At 61.4% G+C, this 25,180-nt stretch carries 28 protein-coding genes; 13 read left to right on the forward strand and 15 right to left on the reverse strand.

What is annotated here, in order from left to right; genetic code table 11:
* Positions 1-118: 118 nt before the first annotated feature.
* From HBO41_RS18910 to HBO41_RS18920, 3 genes are all read left to right on the forward strand, one after another.
* The gene (locus HBO41_RS18910; RefSeq protein ID WP_017139334.1) at positions 119-535 is read left to right on the forward strand and encodes a membrane lipoprotein lipid attachment site-containing protein; all 417 of its coding nucleotides are present in this window, start codon (positions 119-121) and stop codon (positions 533-535) included.
* Positions 536-706: 171 nt separating this feature from the next.
* On the forward strand, positions 707-1,597 hold the full coding sequence (locus HBO41_RS18915) for a neutral zinc metallopeptidase (protein ID WP_169987348.1): 891 nt from the start codon (positions 707-709) through the stop codon (positions 1,595-1,597).
* The gene (locus tag HBO41_RS18920; RefSeq protein ID WP_169987350.1) at positions 1,598-2,584 is read left to right on the forward strand and encodes an alpha/beta fold hydrolase; all 987 of its coding nucleotides are present in this window, start codon (positions 1,598-1,600) and stop codon (positions 2,582-2,584) included.
* 164 nt (positions 2,585-2,748) lie between these two features.
* On the opposite strand, the gene HBO41_RS18925 is transcribed toward HBO41_RS18920, so the two are convergent.
* From HBO41_RS18925 to HBO41_RS18935, 3 genes are read right to left on the reverse strand one after another with little or no spacing between them, the layout of a single operon-like run.
* A complete protein-coding gene (locus HBO41_RS18925) occupies positions 2,749-3,336 on the reverse strand; it encodes an HAD family hydrolase (protein ID WP_017139337.1) in 588 nt (195 codons plus the stop codon).
* Positions 3,333-4,202, reverse strand: a complete 870-nt coding sequence (gene tesB / locus HBO41_RS18930; RefSeq protein WP_017139338.1) for an acyl-CoA thioesterase II — start codon at positions 4,200-4,202, stop codon at positions 3,333-3,335. Before tesB ends, HBO41_RS18925 begins: the two co-directional genes overlap by 4 nt.
* 38 nt (positions 4,203-4,240) lie before the next feature.
* The gene (locus HBO41_RS18935; protein ID WP_017139339.1) at positions 4,241-4,810 is read right to left on the reverse strand and encodes a GNAT family N-acetyltransferase; all 570 of its coding nucleotides are present in this window, start codon (positions 4,808-4,810) and stop codon (positions 4,241-4,243) included.
* Positions 4,811-4,886: 76 nt separating this feature from the next.
* On the opposite strand from HBO41_RS18935, the gene HBO41_RS18940 reads away from it, so the two are divergent.
* Complete coding sequence (locus HBO41_RS18940) at positions 4,887-5,807, forward strand: histone deacetylase (RefSeq protein ID WP_099547605.1); 921 nt, start codon at positions 4,887-4,889, stop codon at positions 5,805-5,807.
* Between the two features lie 171 nt (positions 5,808-5,978).
* Positions 5,979-7,205 (forward strand): TIGR03862 family flavoprotein, encoded by a 1,227-nt coding sequence (locus HBO41_RS18945; protein ID WP_169987352.1) that lies wholly within the window; start codon positions 5,979-5,981, stop codon positions 7,203-7,205.
* 100 nt (positions 7,206-7,305) lie between these two features.
* Here the strand turns inward: HBO41_RS18945 and HBO41_RS18950 are convergent, their stop codons facing one another.
* Together HBO41_RS18950 and yedA are read right to left on the reverse strand one after the other, a co-directional pair.
* The gene (locus tag HBO41_RS18950; RefSeq protein ID WP_169987354.1) at positions 7,306-8,643 is read right to left on the reverse strand and encodes a DEAD/DEAH box helicase; all 1,338 of its coding nucleotides are present in this window, start codon (positions 8,641-8,643) and stop codon (positions 7,306-7,308) included.
* A gap of 63 nt (positions 8,644-8,706) precedes the next feature.
* On the reverse strand, positions 8,707-9,603 hold the full coding sequence (gene yedA / locus HBO41_RS18955) for a drug/metabolite exporter YedA (RefSeq protein WP_099547604.1): 897 nt from the start codon (positions 9,601-9,603) through the stop codon (positions 8,707-8,709).
* A gap of 160 nt (positions 9,604-9,763) precedes the next feature.
* On the opposite strand from yedA, the gene HBO41_RS18960 reads away from it, so the two are divergent.
* Positions 9,764-10,216, forward strand: a complete 453-nt coding sequence (locus HBO41_RS18960) for an Lrp/AsnC family transcriptional regulator (protein WP_017139344.1) — start codon at positions 9,764-9,766, stop codon at positions 10,214-10,216.
* Between the two features lie 237 nt (positions 10,217-10,453).
* Here the strand turns inward: HBO41_RS18960 and HBO41_RS18970 are convergent, their stop codons facing one another.
* On the reverse strand, positions 10,454-10,717 hold the full coding sequence (locus HBO41_RS18970) for an acyl carrier protein (RefSeq protein WP_169987356.1): 264 nt from the start codon (positions 10,715-10,717) through the stop codon (positions 10,454-10,456).
* Positions 10,707-11,273, reverse strand: coding sequence for a hypothetical protein (locus HBO41_RS18975; RefSeq protein WP_017139346.1), 567 nt, complete (start codon positions 11,271-11,273; stop codon positions 10,707-10,709). Before HBO41_RS18975 ends, HBO41_RS18970 begins: the two co-directional genes overlap by 11 nt.
* Positions 11,274-11,758: 485 nt before the next feature.
* Here HBO41_RS18975 and HBO41_RS18980 point away from each other — a divergent pair, with 485 nt between their 5' ends.
* Positions 11,759-12,067: a DUF3077 domain-containing protein gene (locus tag HBO41_RS18980; protein WP_017139347.1), complete on the forward strand. Its 309-nt coding sequence runs from the start codon at positions 11,759-11,761 to the stop codon at positions 12,065-12,067.
* A gap of 132 nt (positions 12,068-12,199) precedes the next feature.
* On the opposite strand, the gene HBO41_RS18985 is transcribed toward HBO41_RS18980, so the two are convergent.
* The 4 genes from HBO41_RS18985 to HBO41_RS19000 form a co-directional block, all read right to left on the reverse strand.
* Positions 12,200-12,328, reverse strand: a complete 129-nt coding sequence (locus HBO41_RS18985; protein ID WP_407073966.1) for a hypothetical protein — start codon at positions 12,326-12,328, stop codon at positions 12,200-12,202.
* Positions 12,329-12,442: 114 nt separating this feature from the next.
* A complete protein-coding gene (locus HBO41_RS18990; protein ID WP_099547600.1) occupies positions 12,443-13,054 on the reverse strand; it encodes a PolC-type DNA polymerase III in 612 nt (203 codons plus the stop codon).
* A gap of 42 nt (positions 13,055-13,096) precedes the next feature.
* Complete coding sequence (locus tag HBO41_RS18995; RefSeq protein WP_017139349.1) at positions 13,097-13,573, reverse strand: NYN domain-containing protein; 477 nt, start codon at positions 13,571-13,573, stop codon at positions 13,097-13,099.
* 118 nt (positions 13,574-13,691) lie between these two features.
* Positions 13,692-14,462 (reverse strand): DUF2076 domain-containing protein, encoded by a 771-nt coding sequence (locus HBO41_RS19000; protein WP_169987358.1) that lies wholly within the window; start codon positions 14,460-14,462, stop codon positions 13,692-13,694.
* Positions 14,463-14,642: 180 nt separating this feature from the next.
* On the opposite strand from HBO41_RS19000, the gene HBO41_RS19005 reads away from it, so the two are divergent.
* Together HBO41_RS19005 and HBO41_RS19010 are read left to right on the forward strand one after the other, a co-directional pair.
* Complete coding sequence (locus HBO41_RS19005) at positions 14,643-15,302, forward strand: YciC family protein (protein WP_026013864.1); 660 nt, start codon at positions 14,643-14,645, stop codon at positions 15,300-15,302.
* Between the two features lie 41 nt (positions 15,303-15,343).
* Complete coding sequence (locus tag HBO41_RS19010; RefSeq protein ID WP_017139352.1) at positions 15,344-16,432, forward strand: endonuclease/exonuclease/phosphatase family protein; 1,089 nt, start codon at positions 15,344-15,346, stop codon at positions 16,430-16,432.
* Between the two features lie 133 nt (positions 16,433-16,565).
* Here the strand turns inward: HBO41_RS19010 and hrpB are convergent, their stop codons facing one another.
* Positions 16,566-19,073, reverse strand: a complete 2,508-nt coding sequence (gene hrpB / locus HBO41_RS19015; RefSeq protein WP_169987361.1) for an ATP-dependent helicase HrpB — start codon at positions 19,071-19,073, stop codon at positions 16,566-16,568.
* A gap of 220 nt (positions 19,074-19,293) precedes the next feature.
* Between hrpB and HBO41_RS19020 the strand changes: the two genes are divergently transcribed.
* Positions 19,294-19,713, forward strand: coding sequence for a hypothetical protein (locus HBO41_RS19020; RefSeq protein ID WP_017139354.1), 420 nt, complete (start codon positions 19,294-19,296; stop codon positions 19,711-19,713).
* 8 nt (positions 19,714-19,721) lie between these two features.
* A complete protein-coding gene (locus HBO41_RS19025; protein ID WP_169987363.1) occupies positions 19,722-20,615 on the forward strand; it encodes a cation diffusion facilitator family transporter in 894 nt (297 codons plus the stop codon).
* Here the strand turns inward: HBO41_RS19025 and HBO41_RS19030 are convergent.
* The gene (locus tag HBO41_RS19030) at positions 20,612-21,670 is read right to left on the reverse strand and encodes a DUF6515 family protein (RefSeq protein ID WP_169987365.1); all 1,059 of its coding nucleotides are present in this window, start codon (positions 21,668-21,670) and stop codon (positions 20,612-20,614) included. The genes HBO41_RS19025 and HBO41_RS19030 overlap by 4 nt on opposite strands.
* A gap of 442 nt (positions 21,671-22,112) precedes the next feature.
* On the opposite strand from HBO41_RS19030, the gene HBO41_RS19035 reads away from it, so the two are divergent.
* Positions 22,113-22,592, forward strand: coding sequence for an Lrp/AsnC family transcriptional regulator (locus tag HBO41_RS19035; RefSeq protein WP_003176264.1), 480 nt, complete (start codon positions 22,113-22,115; stop codon positions 22,590-22,592).
* A gap of 202 nt (positions 22,593-22,794) precedes the next feature.
* The gene (locus HBO41_RS19040; RefSeq protein ID WP_025999909.1) at positions 22,795-23,004 is read left to right on the forward strand and encodes a DUF2788 domain-containing protein; all 210 of its coding nucleotides are present in this window, start codon (positions 22,795-22,797) and stop codon (positions 23,002-23,004) included.
* Here the strand turns inward: HBO41_RS19040 and HBO41_RS19045 are convergent.
* Together HBO41_RS19045 and amn are read right to left on the reverse strand one after the other, a co-directional pair.
* Positions 22,999-23,634, reverse strand: coding sequence for a pseudouridine synthase (locus HBO41_RS19045; protein ID WP_017139357.1), 636 nt, complete (start codon positions 23,632-23,634; stop codon positions 22,999-23,001). The genes HBO41_RS19040 and HBO41_RS19045 overlap by 6 nt on opposite strands.
* Positions 23,635-23,705: 71 nt before the next feature.
* The gene (amn, locus tag HBO41_RS19050) at positions 23,706-25,178 is read right to left on the reverse strand and encodes an AMP nucleosidase (RefSeq protein WP_169987367.1); all 1,473 of its coding nucleotides are present in this window, start codon (positions 25,176-25,178) and stop codon (positions 23,706-23,708) included.
* Positions 25,179-25,180 lie beyond the last annotated feature (2 nt).

The raw sequence follows: 25,180 nt of genomic DNA on the forward strand, positions 1-25,180 counted from the left end.
GTCTGCCCCAAGAGCATAACCAAACACCGTGCGAACAGCGCACTAAATCACGGGTTTCGAGTCCAACGCTGCACGTTCACCGTCGTGTTGCACATTTTTCAACCAAGGCCATGTCGCTATGAAAAAAACACTCTTTGTTCTTTCTGCCCTTGCCCTGCTCACCGCGTGCAACAAGGAACCCAAGGAAGCCCCAAAACCCGCCCCCGCTTCCGTGCAAGCCACGCTGGTGCCGGCAAACCCACCGACCGATAAATGGGTCGGCAAATGGATCGGCGTCGAAGGCCTGAACCTGACCATCGCCAAGGACGACAGCATCGGCCGTGGGCACTACCTGCTGACCATGAAATACGGCCTTGATGCCGACGACGCCGGCACCTTCAAAGGCGAAGCCAATGAAGACGGCATCAGTTTCACCCGCCCGGACGGCCCGCAACAGCTGAGCGCCGGCGACGGTGAAGCCACAGGCTTGAAATGGCTGGCAGATAAAAAAGACTGCCTGATCGTCGACACCGGTGAAGGCTACTGCCGCGACTGAGGCGGCAAACCTGACATAACTTTCATCTGGCGCCCCTGCCGACACGGCCTGACAGCAGCGATACTAGGCAGCTCTCGTTGCTTGTCAGACAGCCGGGCTGGCGCCATGCCCCTGCACCAACAACACTGCTCTTAAAATAAAGAGCGCAGGCTTAACGAGAGGACTGCACCCATGCTATGGAAAAAAGGCCGACGCAGCGACAACGTGGTGGACGCCCGCGATGACAGTGGTGGCGGCGGCGGTGGCGGCATGCGCTTTGGCGGCGGCAAAGGCCTGAGCCTCACGGCGATCGTGCTGATCGTCGGCATCGGCTGGCTGACCGGCCAGGACCCGATGCAGATCCTCGGCCAGCTAAGCGGCCAAATGGAGCAAGCGCCCCCGGCGAGTACGCAGGCGCGCCAGGCGCCGCCGGCCAATGATCAACAGGCCGATTTCGTGCGCGCCGTGCTGGGCGACACGGAAGACACCTGGGGCCAGGTGTTCAAGGAAAACGGGTTGGCCTACAAGAACCCGAAACTGATTCTGTTCCGTGGCCGGATCAACTCCGCCTGCGGTGGCGCCACCTCGGCCAGCGGCCCGTTCTACTGCCCGGCCGACCAGCAAGTGTATCTGGACCTGGATTTCTTCCGGGAGATGTCGCAACGCTTCAAGGCTTCGGGCGAGTTCGCCCAGGCATATGTGATCGCCCACGAAGTCGGGCACCACGTGCAAACGCTGCTGGGCATCTCGGCCAAGATCCAGGCCGCACGCCAGCAAGGCCGGCAGATGGAAGGTGACGGCGGTTTACTGGTACGCCAGGAACTGCAAGCCGACTGTTTCGCCGGCGTGTGGGCCAACCGCGCGCAAAAACGCCTGAACTGGCTGGAGCCCGGCGATATTGAAGCCGCACTGAATGCGGCCAACGCCATCGGCGATGACCGTTTGCAGCAACAGGGTCAAGGGCGCGTAGTGCCGGACTCGTTTACCCACGGCACCTCGGCACAGCGGGTTCGCTGGTTCAAGACCGGCTTCGCAGAGGGCCAGATCTCTCAATGCGACACCTTTACAGCCAAGAGTCTTTAAATGAATAAACGATTGGGGTTGCTGCTTAGCGCATTAGCGATGTGTTCCACCACCACCTGGGCCGCCGAGAAAGAACATGGCGTCAAGGTGGTCAGCCCCGATCGTTTCCAACTGGAGGCCGGCGCCTTGAGCCTGGGCTTGAGCCAGGACTGGCGCCAGCCGCTGCCCAACGTCACTCGCGCATTGATCATCGTGCACGGTCGCCTGCGCAATGCGCAGACCTACCTGCAAAGCGGCGAAGATGCCGCCCAGCACGCAGGCCTTGCCGCCAATACCCTGGTGATCGCGCCGCAGTTTTTGAATGAGTTGGATACCCAGCGCAACCACCTCGACAATCAGGTGCTGCGCTGGAACCACAACGACTGGATGGCCGGCGACCCGTCGACCGGCCCAGGCCACATCAGCTCCTACGGCGCCCTCGACCAGATCATCAAGCACCTGGGCAACCGCAAGCTGTTCCCGGCCTTGAAAGAAATCGTGGTCGCCGGCCATTCCGGCGGCGGCCAGGTGGTGCAGCGTTTCGCCCTCACCAGCCACGACCACCCGATGTTGCAAACCGAAGGTATCAGCCTGCGTTATGTGGTGGCTAACCCGTCGTCCTACGCCTACTTCAGCCCGCAACGCCCGGTGAAGTTTGATGTGGCCAGTTGCCCAGGCTTCAACGACTGGAAGTACGGCATGCAGAACCTGCCGGATTACGCCAAAGGCCAGAGCGCGCAGCAGCTGGAGCAGGTTTACGCGTCACGCAACATCACCTACCTGCTGGGCCAGCAAGACACCGACCCCAACCACCCGGCGCTGGATAAAAGCTGCGAAGCCGAAACCCAGGGCGCGTATCGCCTGATTCGCGGGCACAACTATTTCGACTACCTCAAGCAGCGCCATCCGCAACTGACGCAGAAGCTGGTGGAAGTGCCTGGGGTTGGGCACGACGGCGATAAGATGTTTACGTCGCCTGAGGGTGAGAAGGTGCTGTTCGGTAAGTAACTGACAAAACCGGATCAAACATGTGGGAGCTGGCTTGTGTGGGAGCTGGCTTGCCTGCGATGCAGACACCTCGGTCTAACAGGAATAGCGAGGTGATGCTATCGCAGGCAAGCCAGCTCCCACACAAGCTCAACTGCCACACAAGCCCGACCAAGGTGCCTGGGTTAGAGCATTCGGCGCAACGCCGCGCAATCCTCAGCATGCCAATCCGCCAGTTCCGGCCACGGGTTCTCGGGCAGATTAACCAATACCGTCCTGGTCCCCGCCGCCCGGCCACAAACCAGATCAAAGCGGTAATCCCCAACCATCACCATCGCGCTCGGCGCTACCTTCCAGGCAGTCGCCAGTTTCAGCAACCCACCCGGATCCGGCTTGGGCGGCGCATCATCACGCCCCAGCACATCCTCGACGGCGAAGCAGTCCGCCAGGCCAATCGCTTCAAGGGTGATATGCGCCAACTCGCGCGCATTGCGCGTCAGGATGCCCAGGCGATAGCCCCGCCCGGCCAGCTCGCGCACCAGCTGCACCGCGCCAACAGCAGCAACCGACCCCACGGCCAGCTCGCGCTCGTGCTCAAGCAACCAGGCATGCTTGGCCGCCGCCACATCCGCAGGCAATGCCGCCAGGTGCGTGAGAATGTCGTCTTCAGGTGGAATATCGAGCGCCACGCGAATCGCCACAAAATCATGCACGGCCACCGTGAGGGTGCCGTCCATGTCAAAAACCCAGTGCTTAACGTCCGACAGGCTCATGCCCAATCCTTGCGATGGCGAATCAAGCCTTCCTGGGTCACCGAAGCCACCAGTTGCCCGGCGCGGTTGTACACGCTGCCACGGGAGAAACCCCGTGAGTTACCGGCCCACGGGCTGTCCATCGCATACAAAAGCCAGTCATCGGCGCGCAGGTCGGCGTGGAACCACAGCGCATGGTCAAGGCTGGCGACCTGCATGTCTTTCTGCCAAACCGTCTTGCCGTGGGGCAGCAGCGAGGTCGTCAGCAAGCCGAAATCCGAAGCATAGGCCAGCAGGTATTTATGCAGCGCCGGCGAATCGGCCAATGCGCCGTCAGCACGAAACCACACGTACTTGACCGGGTCGGACGGCTGCGGGTTGAACGGGTCTTTTTCGGTCACCGGGCGCACTTCGATCGGCTTGGGGCACAGCAGCTTGTCGCGCATGTGCTCGGGAATCAGGTGCGCGCGTTGCTTGGTCAGCTCCAGCTCCGACGGCAGGTTTTCCGGGCCGACGACCACGGGCATGGTGGTCTGGTGCTCGAAGCCTTCTTCGTCATACTGGAACGAGGTGGTGCAGGTGAAAATCGGGTTGCCCTTCTGGATCGCCGTGACGCGGCGCGTGCTGAAACTGCCGCCATCGCGCACGCGGTCCACCGAATACACCACTGGCAGTGCAGCATCGCCAGGGCGCAGGAAATAGCCATGCAGGGAATGCACGTGACGCGCTTCTTCTACGGTCTGGCTGGCGGCCGACAGCGACTGGCCCAGCACTTGGCCGCCGAACAGTTGGCGAAAGCCCAGGTCCTGGCTGCGGCCGCGAAAGAGATTTTCCTCGATCGGTTCCAGGGTCAGCAAGTCCACCAGATCTTCCAATACTTGGCTCATAGAGCAACTCCTACAATCAATAGGGCATTCCGGGCTGCTTATCCGTGCAGCGTGTCCAACCATTGGGCGCGGGTGATGCGGTACAACACATGATGGCGCAGCGGGTCATCGGCTGCGACCTTGGGGTGTTCAAAATCTGCCTGCGGATCGTAATGCATACCGATGGCCTGCATGACTTTTTGTGATGGCAGATTGGATTCGGTGGTGAAGGCGAGGATTTCGTCCAGCTGCAGCCGGTCGAAACCACAGCGCAGCGCGGTCCACGCCGCTTCACTGGCATAACCCAGGCCCCAATGCTCGTGGGCCAGGCGCCAGCCAATTTCTACCGCTGGGGTAAAGTTGGCCTCGAAGTTGACGTTTAGCAGCCCGGTCAGGCCGATAAACTCGCCGGTATCCTTACGCTGCAAGGCCCAAAGGCCAAAGCCATATTCGGCAAAATGCCCGCGAATACGGCCGATCAGCGCGGCGCTTTCCAGGTGGCTCAGCTTGGCCGGGAAATAGCGCATTACCTGCGGGTCGGCGCACATGCGTGCAAATTCCGTCAGGTCGCTGTCACGCCATTGGCGCAGCACCAGCCGTGCGCTTTCCAATTCCAGTATCGGCTCCATGGGTCCCCCTCCCTTGCCATGTGCGTGAGTGTACAGCGCTGGTAAGATCCGTCGCAGGTTCCCGTCAGAAAATCCCATGCCTTTGCCATTGATCTACCACGATGACTACAGCCCTGAGTTCCCGGCGGACCACCGGTTCCCCATGGACAAGTTCCGCCTGTTGCGTGACCACCTGGTGAGCAGCGGCCTGACCCAGGACAGCCACTTGCTGCGACCCGAGGTCTGCCCCGCCGAGATTCTGGCCCTGGCCCATGAACCTGGGTATATCGAGCGCTACATGAGCGGTGAGCTGTCCCGCGAAGACCAACGCCGCCTCGGCCTGCCCTGGAACGAAGCCCTGGCGCGGCGCACCGTGCGTGCAGTTGGCGGCTCAATTCTCGCAGCAGAAAAAGCCCTGGAACACGGCCTGGCCTGCCACCTGGCGGGCGGCACGCACCACGCCCATTACGACTACCCGGCGGGCTTTTGCATCTTCAATGACCTGGCGGTGATCAGCCATTACCTGCTGGCCAGCGGGCGGGTCAACCGCGTGCTGATCTTCGACTGCGACGTGCATCAGGGCGACGGCACTGCGCGCATCCTCCATGACACACCGGACGCCATCACCGTGTCGCTGCACTGCGAAAAGAACTTCCCGGCGCGCAAGGCCCAGAGCGACTGGGACATCCCGCTGCCCATGGGCATGGGCGATGCCGACTACCTCAAGGTGGTCGACGACGCGCTCAACTACCTGTTGCCGCTGTACCAGCCCGACCTGGTGCTGTACGACGCCGGGGTGGACGTGCACAAGGACGACGCCCTCGGTTACCTCAAACTGACAGACGCAGGCGTGGCCGCCCGCGATGAAAGCGTGATGCGCCATTGCCTGGGCCGCGACATTCCAGTGATGGGCGTGATCGGCGGCGGCTACAGCAAAGACCGCCCGGCCCTGGCCCGCCGCCACGGCATCCTGCACCACAGCGCACAACGGGTGTGGGCGTCATCAGGTTGTCATTGAGTTGTGGGCGTTACCCACAATGCCTGTGGAACGGCCTGTGGATAACTTGAGCGTAAGGGTCTGAAAGCCAGCAGCCGTATGGCGTGTAGGAAAGTGTACGTTTTTTGATCAGGCAGCTACGCCGTCGTCGGGTAGAATGCTCGGCCTATTCAAGCGACCGTAGCCCTGCCCATGCCCCAGACCCCTTCCCAACACGTCACTATTATCGGCGGCGGCCCTGCCGGGTTGATGGCCGCGGAAGTCTTGAGCCAGGCGGGCGTGCGGGTAGACGTGTACGACGGCATGCCTTCAGTGGGGCGCAAGTTCCTGCTGGCCGGCGTGGGCGGCATGAACATCACCCACTCCGAGGCGTACCCGGCGTTCCTGTCGCGTTACGCCGAACGCGCGCCGCACATGGCGCCGTTGTTGCGCGCGTTTGGCGCAGAGGCTTTGTGCGAGTGGATTCATGGCCTGGGTATCGAGACCTTTGTCGGCACCTCCGGCCGTGTATTCCCCACCGACATGAAAGCCGCCCCACTGCTGCGCGCCTGGCTCAAGCGCCTGCGCGACCAGGGCGTGGTTATCCACACCCGGCATCGCTGGCTGGGCTGGACCGACGACGGCGGTTTACTTATCCACAGCCCGGACGGCGATAAAACTGTCCACAGCGACGCGGTGTTGCTGGCCTTGGGTGGCGGCAGCTGGTCGCGTTTGGGCTCCGACGGTGCCTGGCTCAAGTTGCTGGAAGATAAAGGCGTGCCCTACGCCGCGCTACAACCGAGCAATTGCGGCTTCGAAGTGTCGGGCTGGAGCGAGTTGATGGTCAGCAAATTCGCGGGCGCGCCGCTGAAGAACGTCGCCATCGTCCTTGGGGAGGACAAGCCTCGACTGGGCGAATGCGTCGTCACCGCCATGGGCATCGAGGGCAGTTTGATCTACGCGCTGTCGGCGCCGATTCGCGAAGCGATCAACCGTGACGGCTCAGCCACTGTGCATATTGACCTGTTGCCGAGCAAGCCGCTGGACAAGGTGCAAGCCGCCTTGGCCAAGCCCCGTGGCTCGCGGTCGATGAGCAAGCATTTGCACAGTCAGTTGGGGCTTGATGGCGTGAAGGCGGCGCTGTTGCGTGAACTGGCGCCAGCTGAGCACTTCCATGATCCGGCGCAATTGGCGGTGGATATCAAGGCGTTGCCACTGACACTGGTAAAGACACGGCCGATGGATGAGGCGATCAGCACGGCGGGCGGCGTGCCGTTTGAAGCGCTGGATGAGCGGCTGATGCTCAAGCAATTGCCAGGCGTGTTCTGTGCGGGGGAGATGCTGGATTGGGAAGCGCCGACCGGCGGGTATTTGCTGACGGGGTGTTTTGCCAGTGGGCGAGCGGCTGGGCGTGGTGTGCTGGAGTGGCTTAAGCGCTGAGTTCAAGTCCGCTATCGCAGGCAAGCCAGCTCCCACATTTTGAGCGGTGAACACCGTCAAATGTGGGAGCTGGCTTGCCTGCGATGAGGCCCTGACAGACTTACTTCTTCTTGCGCGGCCCAGTGTTGAACACCGGCACTTTACGCACTGGCTTGATCGACGGCTCAGCCGGCGCCACATCACCACTGTCCACCCACTTACCCAAATTACGCTTGCCGCCACCGCCGCCCGAAGTCTTAGGTTTCTTCGGCTTTTTCGGCTTCTTCACCACCTGCCCGCTGGCATCGGTGTCCGGCACGCGATGCTCCGGTTCGAAATCCGGCTCCATCTTGCGGGTCAGGGTCTGACGCGTGAGCATCTCGATGGCCGACAGCATGTTCACTTCATCGGCACACACCAGCGAAATCGCCTCACCGGTGTTGCCCGCCCGGCCAGTACGGCCGATACGGTGGATGTAGTCTTCAGCCACGATCGGCAGGTCAAAGTTGACCACCAGCGGCAGGTCTTCAATGTCCAGACCACGGGCCGCTACGTCGGTGGCTACCAGAATTTGCACATCGCTGGACTTGAACCGGTCCAGCGCGCGTTGGCGGGTGGCTTGGGGTTTGTCGCCATGGATACCGTCGGCATTGATGCCCAGGCCCTGCAACTTGTCCACCAGCGCATCCACGCCGTTACGAGTCTTGGCAAACACCAGCACCTGCTTCCAACGGCCTTTGCGCATCAGGTGCACAAACAGCTCCGGCTTGCGCTTCTTGTCCACCGGCACCACCCACTGCTTCACGGTGCTGGCGGCGACGTTGCGCGGGCTCACTTCGATGCTCAGCGGGTCGTTGAGCATCTGCCCGGCCAGCAGGCGGATCTCATCGGAGAAGGTCGCGGAGAACAGCAAGGTCTGGCGCTTTTTTGGCAACATGCGGTAGATGTTCGCCAGCTCTTCGGAGAAGCCCAGGTCGAGCATGCGGTCGGCTTCATCCAATACCAGGGTTTGCAGCTGGTTGAGCTTCAGCGCGTTCTGGCGGAACAGGTCGATCAGGCGGCCAGGCGTGGCGACCAGGATGTCGACGCCCTTGCGCAGTTTCATCATCTGCGGGTTGATGCTCACGCCGCCGTACACCGCGTAAGTGGTCAGCGGCAGGTGCTGCGCGTACTCGGCGACGCTGGCGTGAACCTGCTCGGCCAGCTCGCGGGTCGGGCACAGGATCAGCGCACGCGCCGAGTTGGCGGCGACTTTCGGCCCCTCCATGGTCAGCAATTGCAGGAGCGGCAGGGCGAAACCCGCGGTTTTGCCGGTGCCGGTCTGGGCCGCGGCCATCAGGTCGCGACCGGCCAACACCGCCGGAATGGCTTGCGCCTGCACCGGCGTCGGGGTCTGGTAGCCAAGCGTCTCAAGGGCGCGCAACAAGGGTTCGATCAGGCCAAGTGTGGCGAAAGTCATGTGTTTACCGTAGGGAAAGTTCAGCGCCATAAGCGGGTAAAAAAAGCCGTAATGCGCCGCAGTTTACCTTATTTCCGGCCTGGGCTTGCGCCACTGGGGCAGGCTGATCAATAGCACCGCGCTGATGATCACCAGCATCGCCAGGGCTTCTTCCATGCCGATGGTCTCACCGACGAACACAATGCCCAGTAACACTGCGACGGCCGGGTTCACATAGGCATAGCTGGTCGCCGCCGCCGGGCGCACGTGCTTGAGCAGGTACATATAGGCATTGAAGGCGATGATCGAGCCGAACACGGCCAAGTACGCCAACGCCAGCCAGCCTTCAATCGGCGGCACAGCCTGCAGCCGTTCGCCGGAGAGCGCACTGCCCACCAACAGCAAGGCACCGGCGACGATCATTTCCGCCGCACTGGCCATCGCGCCGGCAGGTAACGGCAAGTGCCTGCTCCACACCGAGCCAAAAGCCCAGGAGGCAGCGGCGAACAGCAACAACATCGCCCCGGTCGGGCTCGACTGCAGGTTGGAACCCATATTGAGCATGGCAATGCCGATAATCCCCAGCACCACCCCGGCCCATTCCAGGCGGGTATTACGCGCGCCCCAGAAATAGCCGCACAGCAACGTGAACAATGGCACCGTCGCCACCGCCAATGCAGCCACACCTGAAGTAACTCCCGTGTGCTCAGCCACCGACACCGCGCCATTGCCGAAGGTCAGCAGCAAAATGCCGATCTTGGCCGCAGCCTTCCACTGCACCCACGTCGGCGCAGGTGCCCCGCGCCAGCGCAAAAAGCCATACATCACCAAACCCGCCACCAAAAAGCGAATCCCGCCGAGCATCAGCGGCGGCCAGTATTCAACGCCGATTCGAATCACCAGGTAGGTAGAACCCCAAATCACATACAGCGCAAAAAAAGCGGCGATCAGCGGTAACGGAAAGCGACGTGGGCCAGGCATTGGGCGGCTCTATGGCAGGAGAGGGGAGGCTTATTCTAAAAAGGCAGCACACTAAACATAAGTTACAAAACCTGTTTAAAGCGCCCATACACTTTTCAAAGCATGGTTGTGAAGGCTATAAACCGTGCTTTCGAAAGCCACGCGTTACTGGAGCCTTATCATGGACAAATACGACCGCATGCTCCTCAGCGCCCTGCTCGAAGACGGCCGCGCGTCCTACGCGCAATTGGCCCGCACCGTTAACCTCTCCGCGCCCGCCGTGGCCGAGCGCGTGGCCAAACTTGAGGCCAGCGGCGTGATCACCGGGTATCAGGCCAAGGTAGACCTGTCCAAAATCGGCTTACCCATCCAATGCACGATCGAACTGCGTTTGACCAACAACGGCAGCCAAAAGGTATACGACGCCCTCGCTGAAATCCCCGAGCTGACAGAATGCCACCGCGTCACGGGCGACCCATGCGTGATCATGCAGGCGGCGGTGGGTTCGATGCCGGAGTTGGAGAATTTGATTAACCGCGTGGCGAAATTCGGGTTCAGCAAGACCTCGATTATTTTGTCGAGTGCGATAGAACGGCGGGTGCCGTTGGGGCAGTTGGAGGGAAAAACCACCTGACACCGATCGTTCCCACGCTCTGCGTGGGAATGCAGCCCTGGGCGCTCTGCGTCCGCTCTTGAAGTCGTGACGCAGAGCGTCACCGGAGGCATTCCCACGCGGAGCGTGGGAACGAGCAAAAAGTGGTGGCTGATATACCGCCATCGCAGGCAAGCCAGCTCCCACATTTGACCGAGTCGCCAGGGCTGGATGCGATCTACTGTGGGAGCTGGCTTGCCTGCGATGGCGTCAGTTGCTTCACTGAAGGCTTGAGCGCTGAACAATCAAATCGACAATCTGCTTAATGGTCGTAATGTGATCCCAGTCTTCCTGAGTCGCTTGCAGGTTGAATTGCCATTTGATCTGCATGACGAAGCAGGTCAGGTCGTCATCAATGATCTTGAAGTCATGGATGAAATCCGTTTGCTCGGTCACCTGGCTTCGGTCGATAAAGCCGATGATATCGACGAACAGCTGAATCACTTTTTCGCTGATCTCGGTTCGGGTCAGACTACCTTCCATTTCTCGCCTCATAGGCACACTTACCAATACTGATCAGGTCAAAAATAGCCAACCCTGCAGCAACGAAGGGAATGCCCCGCCCAATAATGCCAAATACTCGAACGGTGCCGAACGTTGCTTTTGCCATCTTGGCCGCTGTCGGTTGCCGGATCAATGTTCGAGGGAAAAAGCGCATTCCAATGAGGCTAGCCAAATTTGTCGTTTTGCTTGAGCCGACGTGGACCCAAGTCCCCACGGCGATTTTGCTGATCGGTATGCCTGCCGCGCCAGTGAGAACCGTTGCCGCCGTCAGGCCGTAGTGTTGCTGCGTGCATTTCCACAGGTCGTCAACAGTGGTGTCAGGCGCCGTTGATTCCGCCTGAATGGGCCGGAGCAACGTGTAACTGGCACCATGAGTCCATCCTGGCGAGTTAGGTAAAACCATGACTGCCGGGCAGCTTGTCATCATGTTTCCCAAATGAAACGTCATGCTGGACGTCGAGCCGAAATCGACGCCATTGCGCTGGAGTTCAGACTGGCTTCGCATGATTGCTGTGTAGAGGTCGCTTTCCTGCATGACGTAGTCCCTTTACGTAAATAGCAGGCGAGATGTTAAGTCGCAAACCGGAGCGATTGGCGGGCGAAGGGAAAAACCAGAAAGGTCCGACGACGCAATAGGGCTTCCCCTACTTACCATTCAGAAAGAATGAAGAAAGCCCTAAAAACAGCTGATGTTTTGGTGGCCAGCAGGACCGATCCCTTTCATTTGCGGGACGTTTCCTAGAGAATTCCACGGCCTTGTTTCCGTCGGTTCAGGTAGCTAGTCTCGCTCTGTCATCGAATGTTCGGTGACTGGACGTGCAAGTCCGACGACGGTAATACGCATCAGCCTTAACTCTCAACGTCTGTATTTCAGGCATTGATTCGTTATGGCAGTTGTACGCGGGAGATCTTCGGATCTACCGGACTCCGTCACGGTCTTGCACACCCGCGTACTGCTGCCACCCTAATTCGTGTGCGAGCGAACGGTTGCAGCTTCTTAACTGACGGAGAAGCTACATCATGGTCAAAGTAACCCCCGATCCACCCAGCTCCAAGCCAGACTTCCTCAGCGAAGACGCCCTCCTCAACCGCCGAGCCATCGACTACTACCTCAAAGCATCCGCCCCGGACGCGCCCAATTTTGTACTCAATGACAACCTGAGCTTCGAAGACGCCCTCGCCCATGCGGCCGACTTGCTGCATTGCGCGGTGGAGACGGTGAATGTGTCGGGTGAGACGCTCAGCACCCAGCAGCGGGCGGTGATGCATTTGGTGGGGATGGCCAAAGGTGTTGTGGATCGGGCGTTGGAGTGTGTGCAGCCTCGATAGCCAGCCGCCGATCGTTCCCACGCTCTGCGTGGGAATGCAGCCCAGGACGCTCCGCGTCCGCTCTTGAAGTCGTGACGCAGAGCGTCACCGGAGGCATTCCCACGCGGAGCGTGGGAACGATCGTCGTAAGGGTTAGAACCCGCGGTGCTTTTTGAGGTGTTCGTTGATCTTCGCTGCGGGCACTTTCTGCAAGGTGCACAGCAAATCGTGGGACAGTTCGCGCAAGCCGTGGGTGCCGCGCAGCTCCCCGATCGTTCCCACGCTCTGCGTGGGAATGCAGCCCAGGACGCTCTGCGTCCGCTCTTGACGTCGTGACGCGGAGCGTCACAGGAGGCATTCCCACGCGGAGCGTGGGAACGATCATCTGCGCTTGAGTTAGAACCCGCGGTGTTTTTTCAGGTGTTCGTTGATCTTCGCCGCAGGCACTTTCTGCAAGGTGCACAGCAAATCGTGGGACAGTTCGCGCAAGCCGTGGGTGCCGCGCAGTTCCTGGGCCAGGTGCGCGGTGAGGTTGGCGGCCATCTCCGCATCCGCCATCGCTCGGTGAGCCTTGCCGGTGTGGGGCAGTTGGGCGAGCGCGTTCAGCGTGCCGAGCTTGTGATTGGGTGCCGACGGCATCAGGCGGCGGGCCAGTAGCAGCGAGCAGGCGAATTTTTGCAGGCGGGTGCGGCGGATCAGGCCCAGTTCAAAGTCCCAGAACCTCTGGTCGAACGCGGCGTTGTGCGCCAGCAGTGGCGTGGTGCCGACAAATTCATTCACTTCATTCATCACCCGCTCAGCCGGTGGCGCGCTGCGCAGCATGGCGTTGCTGATGCCGGTGAGTTGCTCGATAAAACCCGGCACGCGTACGCCGGCATTCATCAGGCTTTGGTAGCGGTCCACGATTTGGCCGCGCTCGAGGATAACCACCGCGATTTCCGTGGCCCGGCAGTGGCTGCTCGGGGTGATGCCGGTGGTTTCAAAGTCGATGACCGCTATACGTTCCAAACCTGTTCCAACTCCGTCTAACTATTGATTAAGCCTGAGCGCTTACTTAAGCAGCAGCGCGCCTTCGATGGGCACGTAGCGGCTGGCGGCGCGTATCAGCGAGTTGGCCGTCAGCCCCGGCACGCCGTAGGCCACGGCTTCAACGCCGTGCTTTTGGATGATGCGTTCGAGCAGCATGTCGAAATCACCGTCGCCGGAAGCCAGTACCACTTCGTCAACGTGGTCGGCGGCGTCCATGATGTCCAGGGTGATGCCCACGTCCCAGTCGCCCTTGGCCGAGCCGTCGGCGCGCTGGATGTAGGGTTTGAGTTTTACCGTAAAGCCCAGGTTGCGCAGGATCTGCTGGAATTGCTGCTGTTTGCTGTCGCCACGGTCGATGGCATAGGCATACGCCTCGACGATCTGCCCGCGCGAGCTGATGTCCGCCCACAGCGCCGCATAGTTGAAGTGGCAGCCATACGCCTGGCGCACGGTGTAGTAGAGGTTTTGTACATCGGCGAACACTGCAATTTTTTTCACCGCACTTCCTCATGACAGCCAGGCGCCAAGGCCCGGAAAGGCTGCCAGTATGCCAGCCATGGGAAAGTTTCAGCGAAAAATCAACCCGGGGCGACGAAGCGCCCCGGTTGAAGGTGGGTCAGACGAAGGAGTCGTCGTCGCCGAAGGAGGAGGAATCGTCGGAGTAGTCGCTGTCTGCGAAGCTGTCGGATGAGTTGTCATTGCCCCAGCTGTCATTGCCGGCAAACTTCTGGTCGTCATTGCCCCAGTTGCCGTTGTCGCTGGCCGGTGCCGGTTCTTCGCGGATGATTTCTTCCACCACCTGCGGCTGCTGCGAGTTGTGGCTGAACAGGCTGCTGATGCCTTCGGCCAACATCACACCACCGGCCACACCGGCGGCGGTTTTCAACGCGCCACCGAGGAAACCACTGCCGATAGGCGCGGCCGGTGCTTGCTGTGGCTGTTGATAGTTTTGCTGCGGGGCACCGTAGTTCTGTTGCGGTGCAGGCTGGCCGAACGATGGCCGCGCCGGTTCACGCCAGCCGCCGCCGGAAGAAGGCGGTGCGCTCTGTGCAGGCTGCGTGTCACGGGAGGCGCCACCGCCGAAGATACTCGACAGGAAGCCACCACTGCTCGGTGCCGGTTGCGCGGCCTGGGCACGCGCCTGTTGCAGCTCATCCTGCAATTGCTGGATCTGCTGCGCCTGTTGCTTGTTCTGCGCGTCGAGACTCTTGATCGCGTGCTCTTGCACCAGGATCGACTGGGTCATGTAGTACCCGGCGGCCGGTTGGCGAGTCATGTGCTCCTTGATCCGCGCTTCGGCCAGGGCGTCGCGGGGGGCTGAGTCCGTTTCGGCTTGTTGCAACCGTGAAAACAGTCCATCGATCAGGGTTTGCTCTTCGCTGTTCATGGCGACCTCGTTAGATTGCCGGTAGAAATCATGGGCCCGCCTGTGATCAGGTGAGCTACAGCGTAGTTATGGGGGTGTTACCAGACGTTTCAATGGTCTTTACGCAAGGTTTACGTTTGCTTACCTCTCGTCATGATCGGTTAAAGTGTTGGCCTTGCTTTTAGGGCTGTGATGAACCTGATGAATCCGTTAGACGTATTGCGCGACTCCCTCCGTTTCACCCAACGCAACCTGGGCGCCATCGTCCAGCTGTGCCTGCCGTTGGTGATCCTCGAAGCCCTGCTGCAACAGGTGCTCGACCACACACTGGGCCCGGATGCGTTCCCCGGTTACAGCGTGGTCGTCGGGTTGTTGGTGTACCCGCTGTACACCGGCGCCTTGATCCTGTTTCTGGATGCGCGCACCCGTGGTGAGTCGCCCAGCACTAAAGATGTGTGGGCCATGGCCCTGGCCATGTGGCCGCGTTTCGCCCTGCTGACGGCGGTCAGTACCTTGTTGATTCTGCTGGGGCTGTCGCTGTACTTCCTGCCGGGCCTGTGGCTGATGGTGGTGCTGGCGTTTGCCGAGTACCTGCTGGTGTTGCGCGGCATGTCGGCGCTGGAGGCGATGAAGGAAAGTTTCCGTCTGACCCGTGGGCATTTCTGGCGAATCCTGGTGTGCCTGCTGTGCGTAATGACGCCGTTGTGGCTGCTCAAGGGCGCGAGCGTGGCGGTGTACCCCAACCCCGCGCCGCTGCTGGGCTTGCTGATCGACAGCGCCCACAGCTTCCTGCAACTGTTTACCAGCGTGGTACTTTTCCGTTTGTTTATGCTGATCGGTGGCGATGCCGACGCACGGTGATATGCTCCGTGCCACCTCTGATAACGCTATAAGCCGAGCCAATGACCCGTTTATTGCGCATCACACTGCTGAGCCTGTTGATCATCGCGGGCCTGCTCGCGGCCCTGATCTATAGCCTGACCTGGCGCCCCGTCGACAAGCAGACCCTGCCCGTCAGCTGCGTCGCGCCACGTGCGCCGACCCTGCTGCCGGGGCAGGCGCTCAAGGTCATGACCTGGAACGTGCAATACCTGGCCGGCAAGAACTATGTGTTCTGGTACGACAGCCCCGACGGCAAAGGCCCGGACGATCGCCCTACCGTGGAAGACATGGCCTTCAGCCTGGACGAAGTGGCTCGCGTGATTCGCGACGAACAGCCCGACATCCTGTTGCTGCAGGAACTCGATGAAGGCGCCAAGTCCTCTCACTATCAGGACCAGGTGGCGTTGCTCCAGGAGCGCCTGGTCGACCTTTACCCCTGCAGCGCCCAGGCGTTCGACTGGAAAGCCGACTTTGTGCCCAACCTGCACATCTTCGGCAGCGTCGGCCGCAAGCTCGTCACGCTGAGCCGCTACCAGATCGAACACGCCGAACGCCTGCAATTGCCGGTGTCCCCGGCCAACTTCATCAGCCGCCAGTTCCAGCCGAAACCTGCGTTGTTGCTGACCTATCTGCCGTTGAGCGATGGCGGCCAACTGGCCGTGCTGAATACGCGCCTGGATGGCGATAAGCCTGGGCGTTCCGCCGTGCAGGAGCAGGTAAAAGCCACGGTAAAACTGCTGGACAAGTTCGAAGGCCGTGGCACGCCATGGTTGATTGGCGGGGATTTCAATTTGCTGCCGCTGGGGCAATTCCTGCGCCTGGATGCGGGCAAGCGCGGGCAGTATTCGCCGGACAGTGAGCTGCATTTGTTGTGGGATAAGTACCCGATGATCCCGAGTAACAGCGAATCCAGTGGGATTGACCGGGCGAAGTGGCTGACGCACTTCCCCAATGACCCGAGTGTGGATGGGCCGGATAGGACCTTGGATTATTTGTTCTACAGCCCAAGGATCAAGCGGGTGGAGGCCAAGGTGCGCCAAGACGACACACTGCGCATCTCCAACCACCTGCCAGTGATCGCCCGGTTCCTGCTGCCGGCCGCGCAATAACCCACAATTCCCCTGCGGGAGCTGGTTTTTGTGGGAGCTGGCTTGCCTGCGATAGCATCGCCTCGGTGAAAGGGACAGACCGAGTCGTCTGTATCGCAGGCAAGCCAGCTCCCACATTGGATCTTCACATCACCTACTTTCGGGGTTTGATCCGGGCGGTGGGTTCGGCCACCAAGGGGTCATCCGGCCAGTAATGCTTGGGGTATCTTCCTTTCAAATCCTTCTTCACCTCCGCATACGTACTGCGCCAGAAGTTCGCCAGGTCCTGCGTCACCTGCACCGGCCGGCGCGCCGGGGACAGCAGGTGCAGCTTGACCACCTGGCGCCCGCCGGCAATGCGCGGCGTGTCCGCCAGCCCGAACAGTTCCTGCAGGCGCACCGCCAGAATCGGCGGCTGTTCGCTGTAGTCCAAGCGCACCGACGAACCCGATGGCACTTTCACATGCTGTGGCGCCAGCTCGTCCAGGCGTTGGGGCAGCGGCCAGGGCAGCAGGTTGTGCAGGAAGCTGGAAATATCCAAATTAGAAAAATGGCTCAGGCGCGAGACTTTGCCCAGGTAAGGCATCAGCCAATGTTCCAAATCGGCCAGCAAGGCTTTGTCGCTGATATCCGGCCATTCGCTGGTTTTACCCGCATCCAGCTGGCGCAGCAGCATCACGCGCGCCTGCCACTGGCGCAGTTCGGGCGTCCACGGCAGCAGCTCCAGGCCTTTGCGGCGCACCAGGTTGACGAGTGCCTGGCTGCGCGCGGACTCATCCAGGCCGGTCAGCGGTTCACGGCTTAGTACCAGCTCACCGACTTTGCGCTGGCGTTCGGCCCGCAATACGCCTTCGCGTTCATCCCAGTCCAGTTGGTCGACGTTGCGCACTTGCTCGGCCAGCACGCTGTCGAACAGCGCCGGGTCAAAATCCGCCGCGAGGTAGATGCGCTCTTCGCGCTGGCCCTGGCGGCTGCCAAGGTCGGCGATCACCAGCCAAGGTTGTTTCATCAGGCTGTCGGCCTCGGCGAACAGCGCGGCGCGGCCATTGGCCAGGCGATATTCGGCGCCACCGGGGCGGCGTTGCTGAGCGACGCGGTCCGGATAAGCCAACGCCAACAAGGCGCCGAGCCAACGCGGGTGGTCAGGGTCGGCCACGGCTTGAGTCGGCTGGCCCCGCAGGTAGCCCCGGTACTGACGAGCCAGTTGCTTGGCCCGCTGCACGCCGCCCTGAGTGCCACGCGCGCGTTCTTCGCCGGACATCAGTGCCAGGCGAGTGTGCAAATCCGCACCGCCGCCGCGCAAGATATCGCGCTCGCCCAATAAGGCCGCCACATCACAAGCGGTCGCGGCCAGCCCCAGGTCCTGCCCGCGCAGCAACAAGTGGGCGATACGCGGGTGCGCGGGCAATTCCGCCATTTTCTGGCCATGGGCGGTGAGCGTGTCGTCGTTCAACGCACCAAGGCGCACCAGCAAATCCTGGGCCTGGGCATACGCGGCAGTCGGCGGCACGTCCAGCCACACCAGTTGCGTGGGCGTCACGCCCCAGCGCGCCAGTTGCAAGGCGAGGCCCGCCAGGTCGGCGGCGAGAATTTCCGCGCTGCCATAGGCGGCCAAACCTTCGTGCTGGTCTTCGGACCACAGGCGATAACACACGCCCGGCTCCAGGCGCCCTGCCCGGCCGGCACGCTGGGTGGCACTGGCGCGGGAGATGCGTTGGGTGTCGAGGCGGGTCATGCCGCTGCCGGGGTCGAAACGCGGCACCCGCGCCAGCCCGGCGTCGATCACCACGCGCACGCCATTGATGGTCAGGCTGGTCTCGGCAATGTTGGTGGCCAGCACCACTTTGCGCTTGCCGACCGGCGCCGGGTCGATGGCGGCGCGCTGGGCGTTGAGGTCGAGTTCGCCATGCAGCGGGCACAGCAGCACATCAGGGCGATCACCCAAGGCGTCGGCCAGCTGTTGATTGACCCGGCGAATCTCGGCCTGCCCCGGCAGAAACACCAGAATACTGCCCGTTTGGTCCTGCACCGCGTCGAGGACGGTCTGCACCACGCGCGGCTCGATAAATTCACCGGCCTGGTACGGCCGCCCCCAGCGCATCTGCACCGGGAACATGCGCCCTTCGCTGCGCAGGATCGGCGCATCGTTCAGCAAGCCGGCCAGGCGCTCGCCTTCGAGGGTGGCGGACATCAGCAGGATTTTCAGCGGTTGCTCGTCGCGAAACAGCTCGCGGCCGTTGAGGCTCAGGGCCAGTGCCAGGTCGGCGTCGAGGCTGCGTTCGTGGAACTCGTCAAAAATCAGCAAACCCACGCCGTCCAGTGCCGGGTCGTCTTGCAGGCGGCGCGTGAGAATGCCTTCGGTGACCACTTCGATGCGGGTGTTGGGGCCGACTTTGCTGTCCAGGCGGATGCGGTAGCCGACGGTTTCACCGACTTTTTCACCCAGCTCACTGGCCAGGCGTTCGGCTGCCGCACGCGCAGCAAGCCGCCGAGGTTCGAGCATCAGGATGGTTTGCCCGGCCAGCCAAGGCTCATTCAATAAAGCCAACGGCACGCGGGTGGTTTTACCGGCACCGGGCGGCGCTTCCAGCACGGCCTCATGGCGATTCGCCAAGGCGTCACGCAGGGCGGGTAAAACATCATCAATCGGCAACGAATTCATACTGGCTCCAAAGCAGAGCGGCGAGTATAACGGCGAACGTTCGTCCTTAATTGGAATGCAGGCAAATGTGGGAGCTGGCTTGCCTGCGATAGCGGTGGGTCAGCCCGCCAATGTGGCACTGATACACCGCTATCGCAGGCAAGCCAGCTCCCACATTAGAGCGGCGTGGCTCGACAGAATTGTCATATAGTTTCGTATCAACCGTGTTCAGGAGCATTTTATGCGTATCGCTTCCCGTGTTATCGGCGGTGTCCTCGCCGTCACCCTGCTGAGCCAACTGACGGCCTGCGGCTCGATTTTCTACCCGGACCGGCGTGGCCAGATCGACGGCAAGATCGACCCGGCCATTGCCGTGCTCGACGCCGTAGGCCTGCTGTTTTATGTAATCCCAGGCCTGATCGCCTTTGGCGTGGACTTCGCCACCGGCGCCATCTACTTCGAACCGGGCAAGACCGCCCAAGTCGCACCCGAGAAGCTGCATGAAGCCATTGGCGCCGACGGCAAAGTCGACAACGCCAAGCTGCAATCCATCATCGAGAAAGAAACCGGCCGCAAGCTGCCGCTGGACGATCCGCGCATGATCCAGTTCAAGGGCAGCGTGCAACAGCTCGCGTCCCTGGGCCTGCAACCCGCCGCTTAAGGATTCGTATGACCAGCAGCCCCGAACACGCCAGGCTCCTGCGCCTGGCCACCCGCGCCTCGGTGGGCGTGGCCTGTGCGCTGATTATCACCAAGGCCATCGCCTGGTGGTTCAGCGGCTCGGTGAGCATGCTCGCCGGGTTGACCGACTCGCTGCTCGATGGCATTACGTCGCTGCTGAACTTGCTGGCGGTGCATTACGCACTGCGCCCGGCCGATGACGATCACCGTTATGGGCATGGCAAGGCCGAATCGCTGTCGGGCATGGCCCAGGCGTTGTTTATCGCCGGCAGTGCAGTGTTGATTGCATTCCAGGCGTACCAGCGCTTGCTGCACCCGGAGCCGGTCGGTGCGCCGTGGCTGAGCATTGGCGTCATCGTTTTTTCGCTGCTGATGACCGTGGCGCTGCTGATGCTGCAACACCGGGTGATCCGCGAAACCGGCTCCAATGCCGTGCGCGCCGACTCACTGCACTATCGCTCCGACTTGATGCTCAACGGCAGCATTCTGGTGGCACTGGTGTTGGCAGGGTTCGGCTTTCATCAGGTGGATGCGTGGTTCGGCCTCGGCATTGCCGCGTATATCCTGTGGAGCGCGATCCAGATCGCCCGCGAGAGCTTTGCCGTGTTGATGGATGAAGAACTGCCGCCGGATGTCAGCCAGCACATGCTGGAATTGGCGCGCAGTGTGCCGGGCGTGCTGGGCGCGCATGATTTGCGCACGCGCATTTCCGGCAGCCACTGGTTTGTGCAGTTGCACCTGGAGTTGCCGGGGGAATTGACCCTGTCAGTGGCCCACGGCATCAGCGACCAGGCCGCCGATGCCATTCACAAGGCTTACCCGCGTGCTGAAGTGCTGGTGCACGCCGACCCGCGGGAAGTGGTGACGGGTAACAAGGCCTAGTACTGCACCTGATAGCCGCGACTGGTCAGGCAGTTGCCCTGGGCCTGGCGGTAGGTTTGCACCACCGTCGGGTCCGGGGCATAAGTGACGGTGCGTGGGTCGAAACCGCTTTGCTGCACCGCCCAGCGATAACAGTCGTAGCCGTCCTGCTGTACCTGGGCCGGTGACTGGCCGTTGGCCGGGTAGGCCACTACGTCATAACCGTTGCCCTGCGGCGCGGGTTGCGGCGCCGGTACTTCGGTAGGCGGCTGCACCACGACGTATTGCTGGGTAGCGTTTTCATAGGTGTAGTAGGAACCCGCCGCGAGGAAGAACAGCGCGCTGCCCACCCACACTTCACGGGCGTAGTCCGGCAGGTATTGCACACGGATCCCGTAGGGCGGCGTCACCACCACATAGCGCGGGCCTTGCGGGCGATACCAGTAGCCGCCGGAGAAGAAGTAATCCTGGCCACGGTAAGGCACACGGTAATTGCGGTCCGGGAAGCGGTCGACGGTGTAACCGGGACGATATTGCGGGCCTGGCCCCCAGCCGTTGCCATGCCCATTGGGGCGACCCGGCCAGCGGTTGTCGTTCGGGTGACCATTATTGAAGCCGCCGCCCGGACGCGGGCCTGGGCCATTGCCGGTCTGCCAGTGCTGGTTGCCATCGTTACGGCGCGGGATGTCCTGATAGTAGCCCTGGCGGGGTTCCTGGGTTTGGCGCACGGTGTCCGGGCGGCCCTGGATCGGCAGGTTGTTCGCAGGCTGCGGTGCCGGCCGCGGTTGCTCGGCATTTTGCGGGCGGCCTTGCCACTGCCCACCGCCGTGCTGCTGTTGCTCGGCGCGATCAACATGCGGGTTCTGTGGGCGCGGCTGGTTGTTTTCCGGACGCGGTTGAGTGTTCTGTGGGCGCGGTTGATTATTTTGCGGTCGCGCCTGTTCATTGCCGCGGCCGCCTTCCGGGCCTCTTTCATGCTGACCACCGCCTTCATAGCGCGGGTCATCGGCCATTACTTGTGTGCCGACGCTCACCATCAGCAAACCTACACCTGCCATACGCCAGATGCGCTTCATGCTATTCCTCACTGCGGATTAGGGCCTGGAATGTCCGGCCTTACTGCATGAGACTGGAAAAGCCTCACCCGGTTCTGAGACAGGTTATCAGTCACGAGAAGTATTTTTTGAGCTAAAAGCGCAGACAAAGAAAAGGGGCGACCCGTCGGCCGCCCCTTGAGAATTTCGTCCTGGCTCAACGCTTTTGACGTTGGCTCACCTCACGCCGTCTTGTGGACAGTGTGCAGCCTGGAGGCCGGCTCAACCCTGCTGGGGCGGCGGCCGCAGCAGGCCTGATTGGGCCAACTGCAGTGGACTGTTGTCCAGGCGGTGATTCTGTTGATAAAGATACAGGCCAACGTCCGACAGATGATTGCGAAGATTGCGTCAATAAACAGTGCTTGCGCAATTTTTAACCCTTCATAGATAATTCACCGCAATAGTTACGACAAAGGCCAACCCAATGAGCAAGCTTGACCGATACGACCTGAGTATTTTGGCTGAATTGCAGCGCGACGCGAGGATCTCCAACCAGGAGTTGGCCGAACGCATCGGCCTGTCGCCGTCGCCGTGCTCACGCCGGGTCAAGCAGTTGGAAGACGACGGCTACATCTCACGCCAGGTTGCACTGCTCGACCGCAAGATGCTGGGCCTGAGCCTTACAGCCTATGTGCTGATCGGCATGGACCGTCACACGCCGGAGCGTTTCGAGAATTTCGAAGCAGCGATCCGCACCCTGCCGCAAGTGCTGGAATGCAGTTTAGTCACCGGGATGGATGCGGACTATCAGTTGAAAGTGGTGGTGCCGGACATGGACCACTACCAGAAATTGCTGCTGGGGCATTTGACCCGGATTGAAGGCGTAACCAGCGTAAGGTCGAGCTTTGTGCTCAACCAGGTGCTCAACAGCACCGAGCTGCCGTTGACGCACCTGCGTACCTGACCTCAAGCACACTGGTGATCCCCTGTGGGAGCTGGCTTGCCTGCGATAGCGGTGGATCAGTGGCATATCCTTAGCTGACACACCGCTATCGCAGGCAAGCCAGCTCCCACATTGACCGCGTTACGACGCAGGTCAATGTTGTGCCTGAAGCCCTGCTTTATACTTCCCGCCTGCCCTGTCGGAAAAAATCCCCATGAACAACATCGACCCCGCCCTCTTTGAAGAATGGATGATGACCGGCCTGGTCACCATCCTGATCATCTTCATGGGCTTTATCGTCTGGGACCTGGCGAAAAAATCCAAGGCCGGACGCTTTGGGTCGTTCATCCTGTTTTTTGTGCTGGGCCTGGGCGTGGCCGCGTTCATCATCAAGAGCGTGGTGATCGGCCTGATCGAGTCCGGCGCTTTATAAACGCGCCGGCACTGCCTTCCATTGGCCCTGGTCCAGGCCATCAATCGACCAGTCACCAATACGCACGCGCACCAGGCGCAAGGTGGGCAAGCCCACCGCAGCGGTCATGCGCCGCACCTGGCGGTTACGCCCCTCACGAATGACCAGCTCCAGCCAGTGCGTCGGCACGCTTTTGCGAAAGCGCACCGGCGGATTGCGCGGCCACAGTTCGGGCTCGTCCAACTGCCGCGCTTCGGCGGGCAAGGTCATGCCGTCATTAAGCTCTACACCGTCACGCAGGCGTTGCAACTGCTCTTCGGTGGGCTCGCCTTCAACTTGCACCCAGTAGGTTTTCGCCAGCTTGTGCTTGGGGTCGGCAATGCGCGCCTGTAACTGGCCATCGTTGGTCAGCAGCAACAGCCCCTCACTGTCACGGTCCAGGCGACCGGCCGGGTAGATGCCGGGGATATCGATAAAATCCTTGAGGGTCGCGCGCCCGCCTTCGTCGCTGAACTGGGTCAGCACATCGAAGGGCTTGTTGAACAGGATCAACTTCGGCTCGGCCGGTGGCGCCTTGGCGACACGCCGCGTTGCGGAGTACGGGGGTTTCACGCCAGGGCGGCGCGAATCGGGGCGGGCAGGACGGGACATGGCAAAGGAACATCTAACGGTCAGGACCGACAATGCTAGTGGCCTGACCGCTAAATGACCATCCCAACCGCTTAGCGGAACGGCGGCTCGTCGAAACTGCGCAGTTTGCGCGAGTGCAGCGAGTTGAGTTCGGTGCGCAACAAATCCACCGCCTCGATGCCGATTTTCAAGTGCTGGCTGACCGCACGCTCATAAAACGCGTTGGCCGAGCCCGGCAGCTTGATCTCGCTGTGCAGCGGTTTGTCCGACACGCACAGCAAAGTGCCGTACGGAACCCGCAAACGGTAGCCTTGGGCCGCGATGGTGCCGCTTTCCATGTCCACCGCCACAGCGCGGGACAGGTTGATCAGTGGCCGCTCTTGCGCCCAGCGCAGTTCCCAGTTGCGGTCGTCGTAGGTCAGCACGGTGCCGGTGCGCAGGCGTTTTTTCAGCTCTTCGCCTTTTTCGCCGGTGACGTTGGCAGCGGCTTGCTGCAAGGCCATCTGCACTTCGGCCAGGGCCGGGATCGGGATGTTTGGCGGGACTACGCGGTCGAGAATCCCGTCGCGGCGCATATAGGCGTGAGCCAATACGTAGTCGCCGATGGTCTGGGATTGGCGCAGGCCGCCGCAGTGGCCGATCATCAGCCAGCAATGCGGGCGCAGCACGGCCAGGTGGTCGGTGATGTTTTTGGCGTTGGACGGGCCAACGCCGATGTTCACCAGCGTCACACCGTGGCCGTCGGCGGCCTGCAAGTGATAGGCCGGCATCTGGTAGCGATGCCAGACCACGCCTGCGGCAATGGCCGACGCTTCACCGTGGTCCATGCTCTTGTCGATGATCACGTTACCCGGCAGCACCATGCGAATAAACCGCGGGTCGCTGCGCAGTTGCTCCAGGCCATGCAGGATGAACTGGTCAACATAGCGGTGGTAGTTGGTCAGCAGGATCCATGGCTGCACATGGCGCCAGTCGCTGCCGGTGTAGTGCACCAGCCGGCGCAGGGAAAAGTCCACGCGCGCCGCATCGAACAACGCCAGCGGCAGCGGGTCGGTGTTTTCCCAGTCGTAGAGGCCATCGGCAATGCCGTCGGTGGCGGCAGACAAGTCGGTGCTGGGGAACACACGGGCGAGGGTCGCGGCGGTGACACCGGAGCCAGCCAGTTCATCACCCTGCTCCACCACATACGGGTAGGGAATATTCTGCTGGCTGACGCCGACTTCCACCGTCACGGTGAAGTCGTGCATCAACGGCACCAGTTGCTCCAGCAGGTACTTACGGAACGCCGCCGGATGGGTGACGGTCACGCTGTAGGTTCCCGGCAATTGCACCTTGGCGTATGCGCGGGTGGTCTGTGGGACTTCGCCGTGGCAGTGGTAGGTCAGGCGCAGTTCCGGGTAGCGGAACTGCGCACGTTGTTCGGCGTCAGGCTCGACGCGGTCCTTGAGGTATTGCTTGAGGGCTTGGTTAAGCGCGCCAGTGGCACGCTCATGCAGAGCCGCCAGCCGGTCCACGGCTTCTTCAGCGGTTTGAACGACAACAAAAGCTTCGGTCACGGTAAGCATCC

It is taken from the genome of Pseudomonas sp. WS 5146, assembly GCF_012985495.1.
GTDB lineage: Bacteria > Pseudomonadota > Gammaproteobacteria > Pseudomonadales > Pseudomonadaceae > Aquipseudomonas > Aquipseudomonas edaphica.

Bases quoted from the DNA above. Each gene is read 5' to 3' on its own strand.
- HBO41_RS18950 (WP_169987354.1), bottom strand. From the start codon at position 8,643: ATGACTTTCGCCACACTTGGCCTGATCGAACCCTTGTTGCGCGCCCTT.
- HBO41_RS19000 (WP_169987358.1), bottom strand. From the start codon at position 14,462: ATGAACAGCGAAGAGCAAACCCTGATCGATGGACTGTTTTCACGGTTG.
- HBO41_RS18945 (WP_169987352.1), top strand. From the start codon at position 5,979: ATGCCCCAGACCCCTTCCCAACACGTCACTATTATCGGCGGCGGCCCT.
- HBO41_RS19010 (WP_017139352.1), top strand. From the start codon at position 15,344: ATGACCCGTTTATTGCGCATCACACTGCTGAGCCTGTTGATCATCGCG.
- HBO41_RS18980 (WP_017139347.1), top strand. From the start codon at position 11,759: ATGGTCAAAGTAACCCCCGATCCACCCAGCTCCAAGCCAGACTTCCTC.
- HBO41_RS18910 (WP_017139334.1), top strand. From the start codon at position 119: ATGAAAAAAACACTCTTTGTTCTTTCTGCCCTTGCCCTGCTCACCGCG.
- HBO41_RS19035 (WP_003176264.1), top strand. From the start codon at position 22,113: ATGAGCAAGCTTGACCGATACGACCTGAGTATTTTGGCTGAATTGCAG.
- yedA (WP_099547604.1), bottom strand. From the start codon at position 9,603: ATGCCTGGCCCACGTCGCTTTCCGTTACCGCTGATCGCCGCTTTTTTT.
- HBO41_RS18960 (WP_017139344.1), top strand. From the start codon at position 9,764: ATGGACAAATACGACCGCATGCTCCTCAGCGCCCTGCTCGAAGACGGC.
- amn (WP_169987367.1), bottom strand. From the start codon at position 25,178: ATGCTTACCGTGACCGAAGCTTTTGTTGTCGTTCAAACCGCTGAAGAA.
- HBO41_RS18925 (WP_017139337.1), bottom strand. From the start codon at position 3,336: ATGAGCCTGTCGGACGTTAAGCACTGGGTTTTTGACATGGACGGCACC.
- HBO41_RS19025 (WP_169987363.1), top strand. From the start codon at position 19,722: ATGACCAGCAGCCCCGAACACGCCAGGCTCCTGCGCCTGGCCACCCGC.
- HBO41_RS19045 (WP_017139357.1), bottom strand. From the start codon at position 23,634: ATGTCCCGTCCTGCCCGCCCCGATTCGCGCCGCCCTGGCGTGAAACCC.
- HBO41_RS19020 (WP_017139354.1), top strand. From the start codon at position 19,294: ATGCGTATCGCTTCCCGTGTTATCGGCGGTGTCCTCGCCGTCACCCTG.
- HBO41_RS18975 (WP_017139346.1), bottom strand. From the start codon at position 11,273: ATGCAGGAAAGCGACCTCTACACAGCAATCATGCGAAGCCAGTCTGAA.
- HBO41_RS18915 (WP_169987348.1), top strand. From the start codon at position 707: ATGCTATGGAAAAAAGGCCGACGCAGCGACAACGTGGTGGACGCCCGC.
- HBO41_RS18920 (WP_169987350.1), top strand. From the start codon at position 1,598: ATGAATAAACGATTGGGGTTGCTGCTTAGCGCATTAGCGATGTGTTCC.
- HBO41_RS19030 (WP_169987365.1), bottom strand. From the start codon at position 21,670: ATGAAGCGCATCTGGCGTATGGCAGGTGTAGGTTTGCTGATGGTGAGC.
- HBO41_RS18935 (WP_017139339.1), bottom strand. From the start codon at position 4,810: ATGGAGCCGATACTGGAATTGGAAAGCGCACGGCTGGTGCTGCGCCAA.
- HBO41_RS19005 (WP_026013864.1), top strand. From the start codon at position 14,643: ATGAATCCGTTAGACGTATTGCGCGACTCCCTCCGTTTCACCCAACGC.
- HBO41_RS18970 (WP_169987356.1), bottom strand. From the start codon at position 10,717: ATGGAAGGTAGTCTGACCCGAACCGAGATCAGCGAAAAAGTGATTCAG.
- hrpB (WP_169987361.1), bottom strand. From the start codon at position 19,073: ATGAATTCGTTGCCGATTGATGATGTTTTACCCGCCCTGCGTGACGCC.
- tesB (WP_017139338.1), bottom strand. From the start codon at position 4,202: ATGAGCCAAGTATTGGAAGATCTGGTGGACTTGCTGACCCTGGAACCG.
- HBO41_RS18940 (WP_099547605.1), top strand. From the start codon at position 4,887: ATGCCTTTGCCATTGATCTACCACGATGACTACAGCCCTGAGTTCCCG.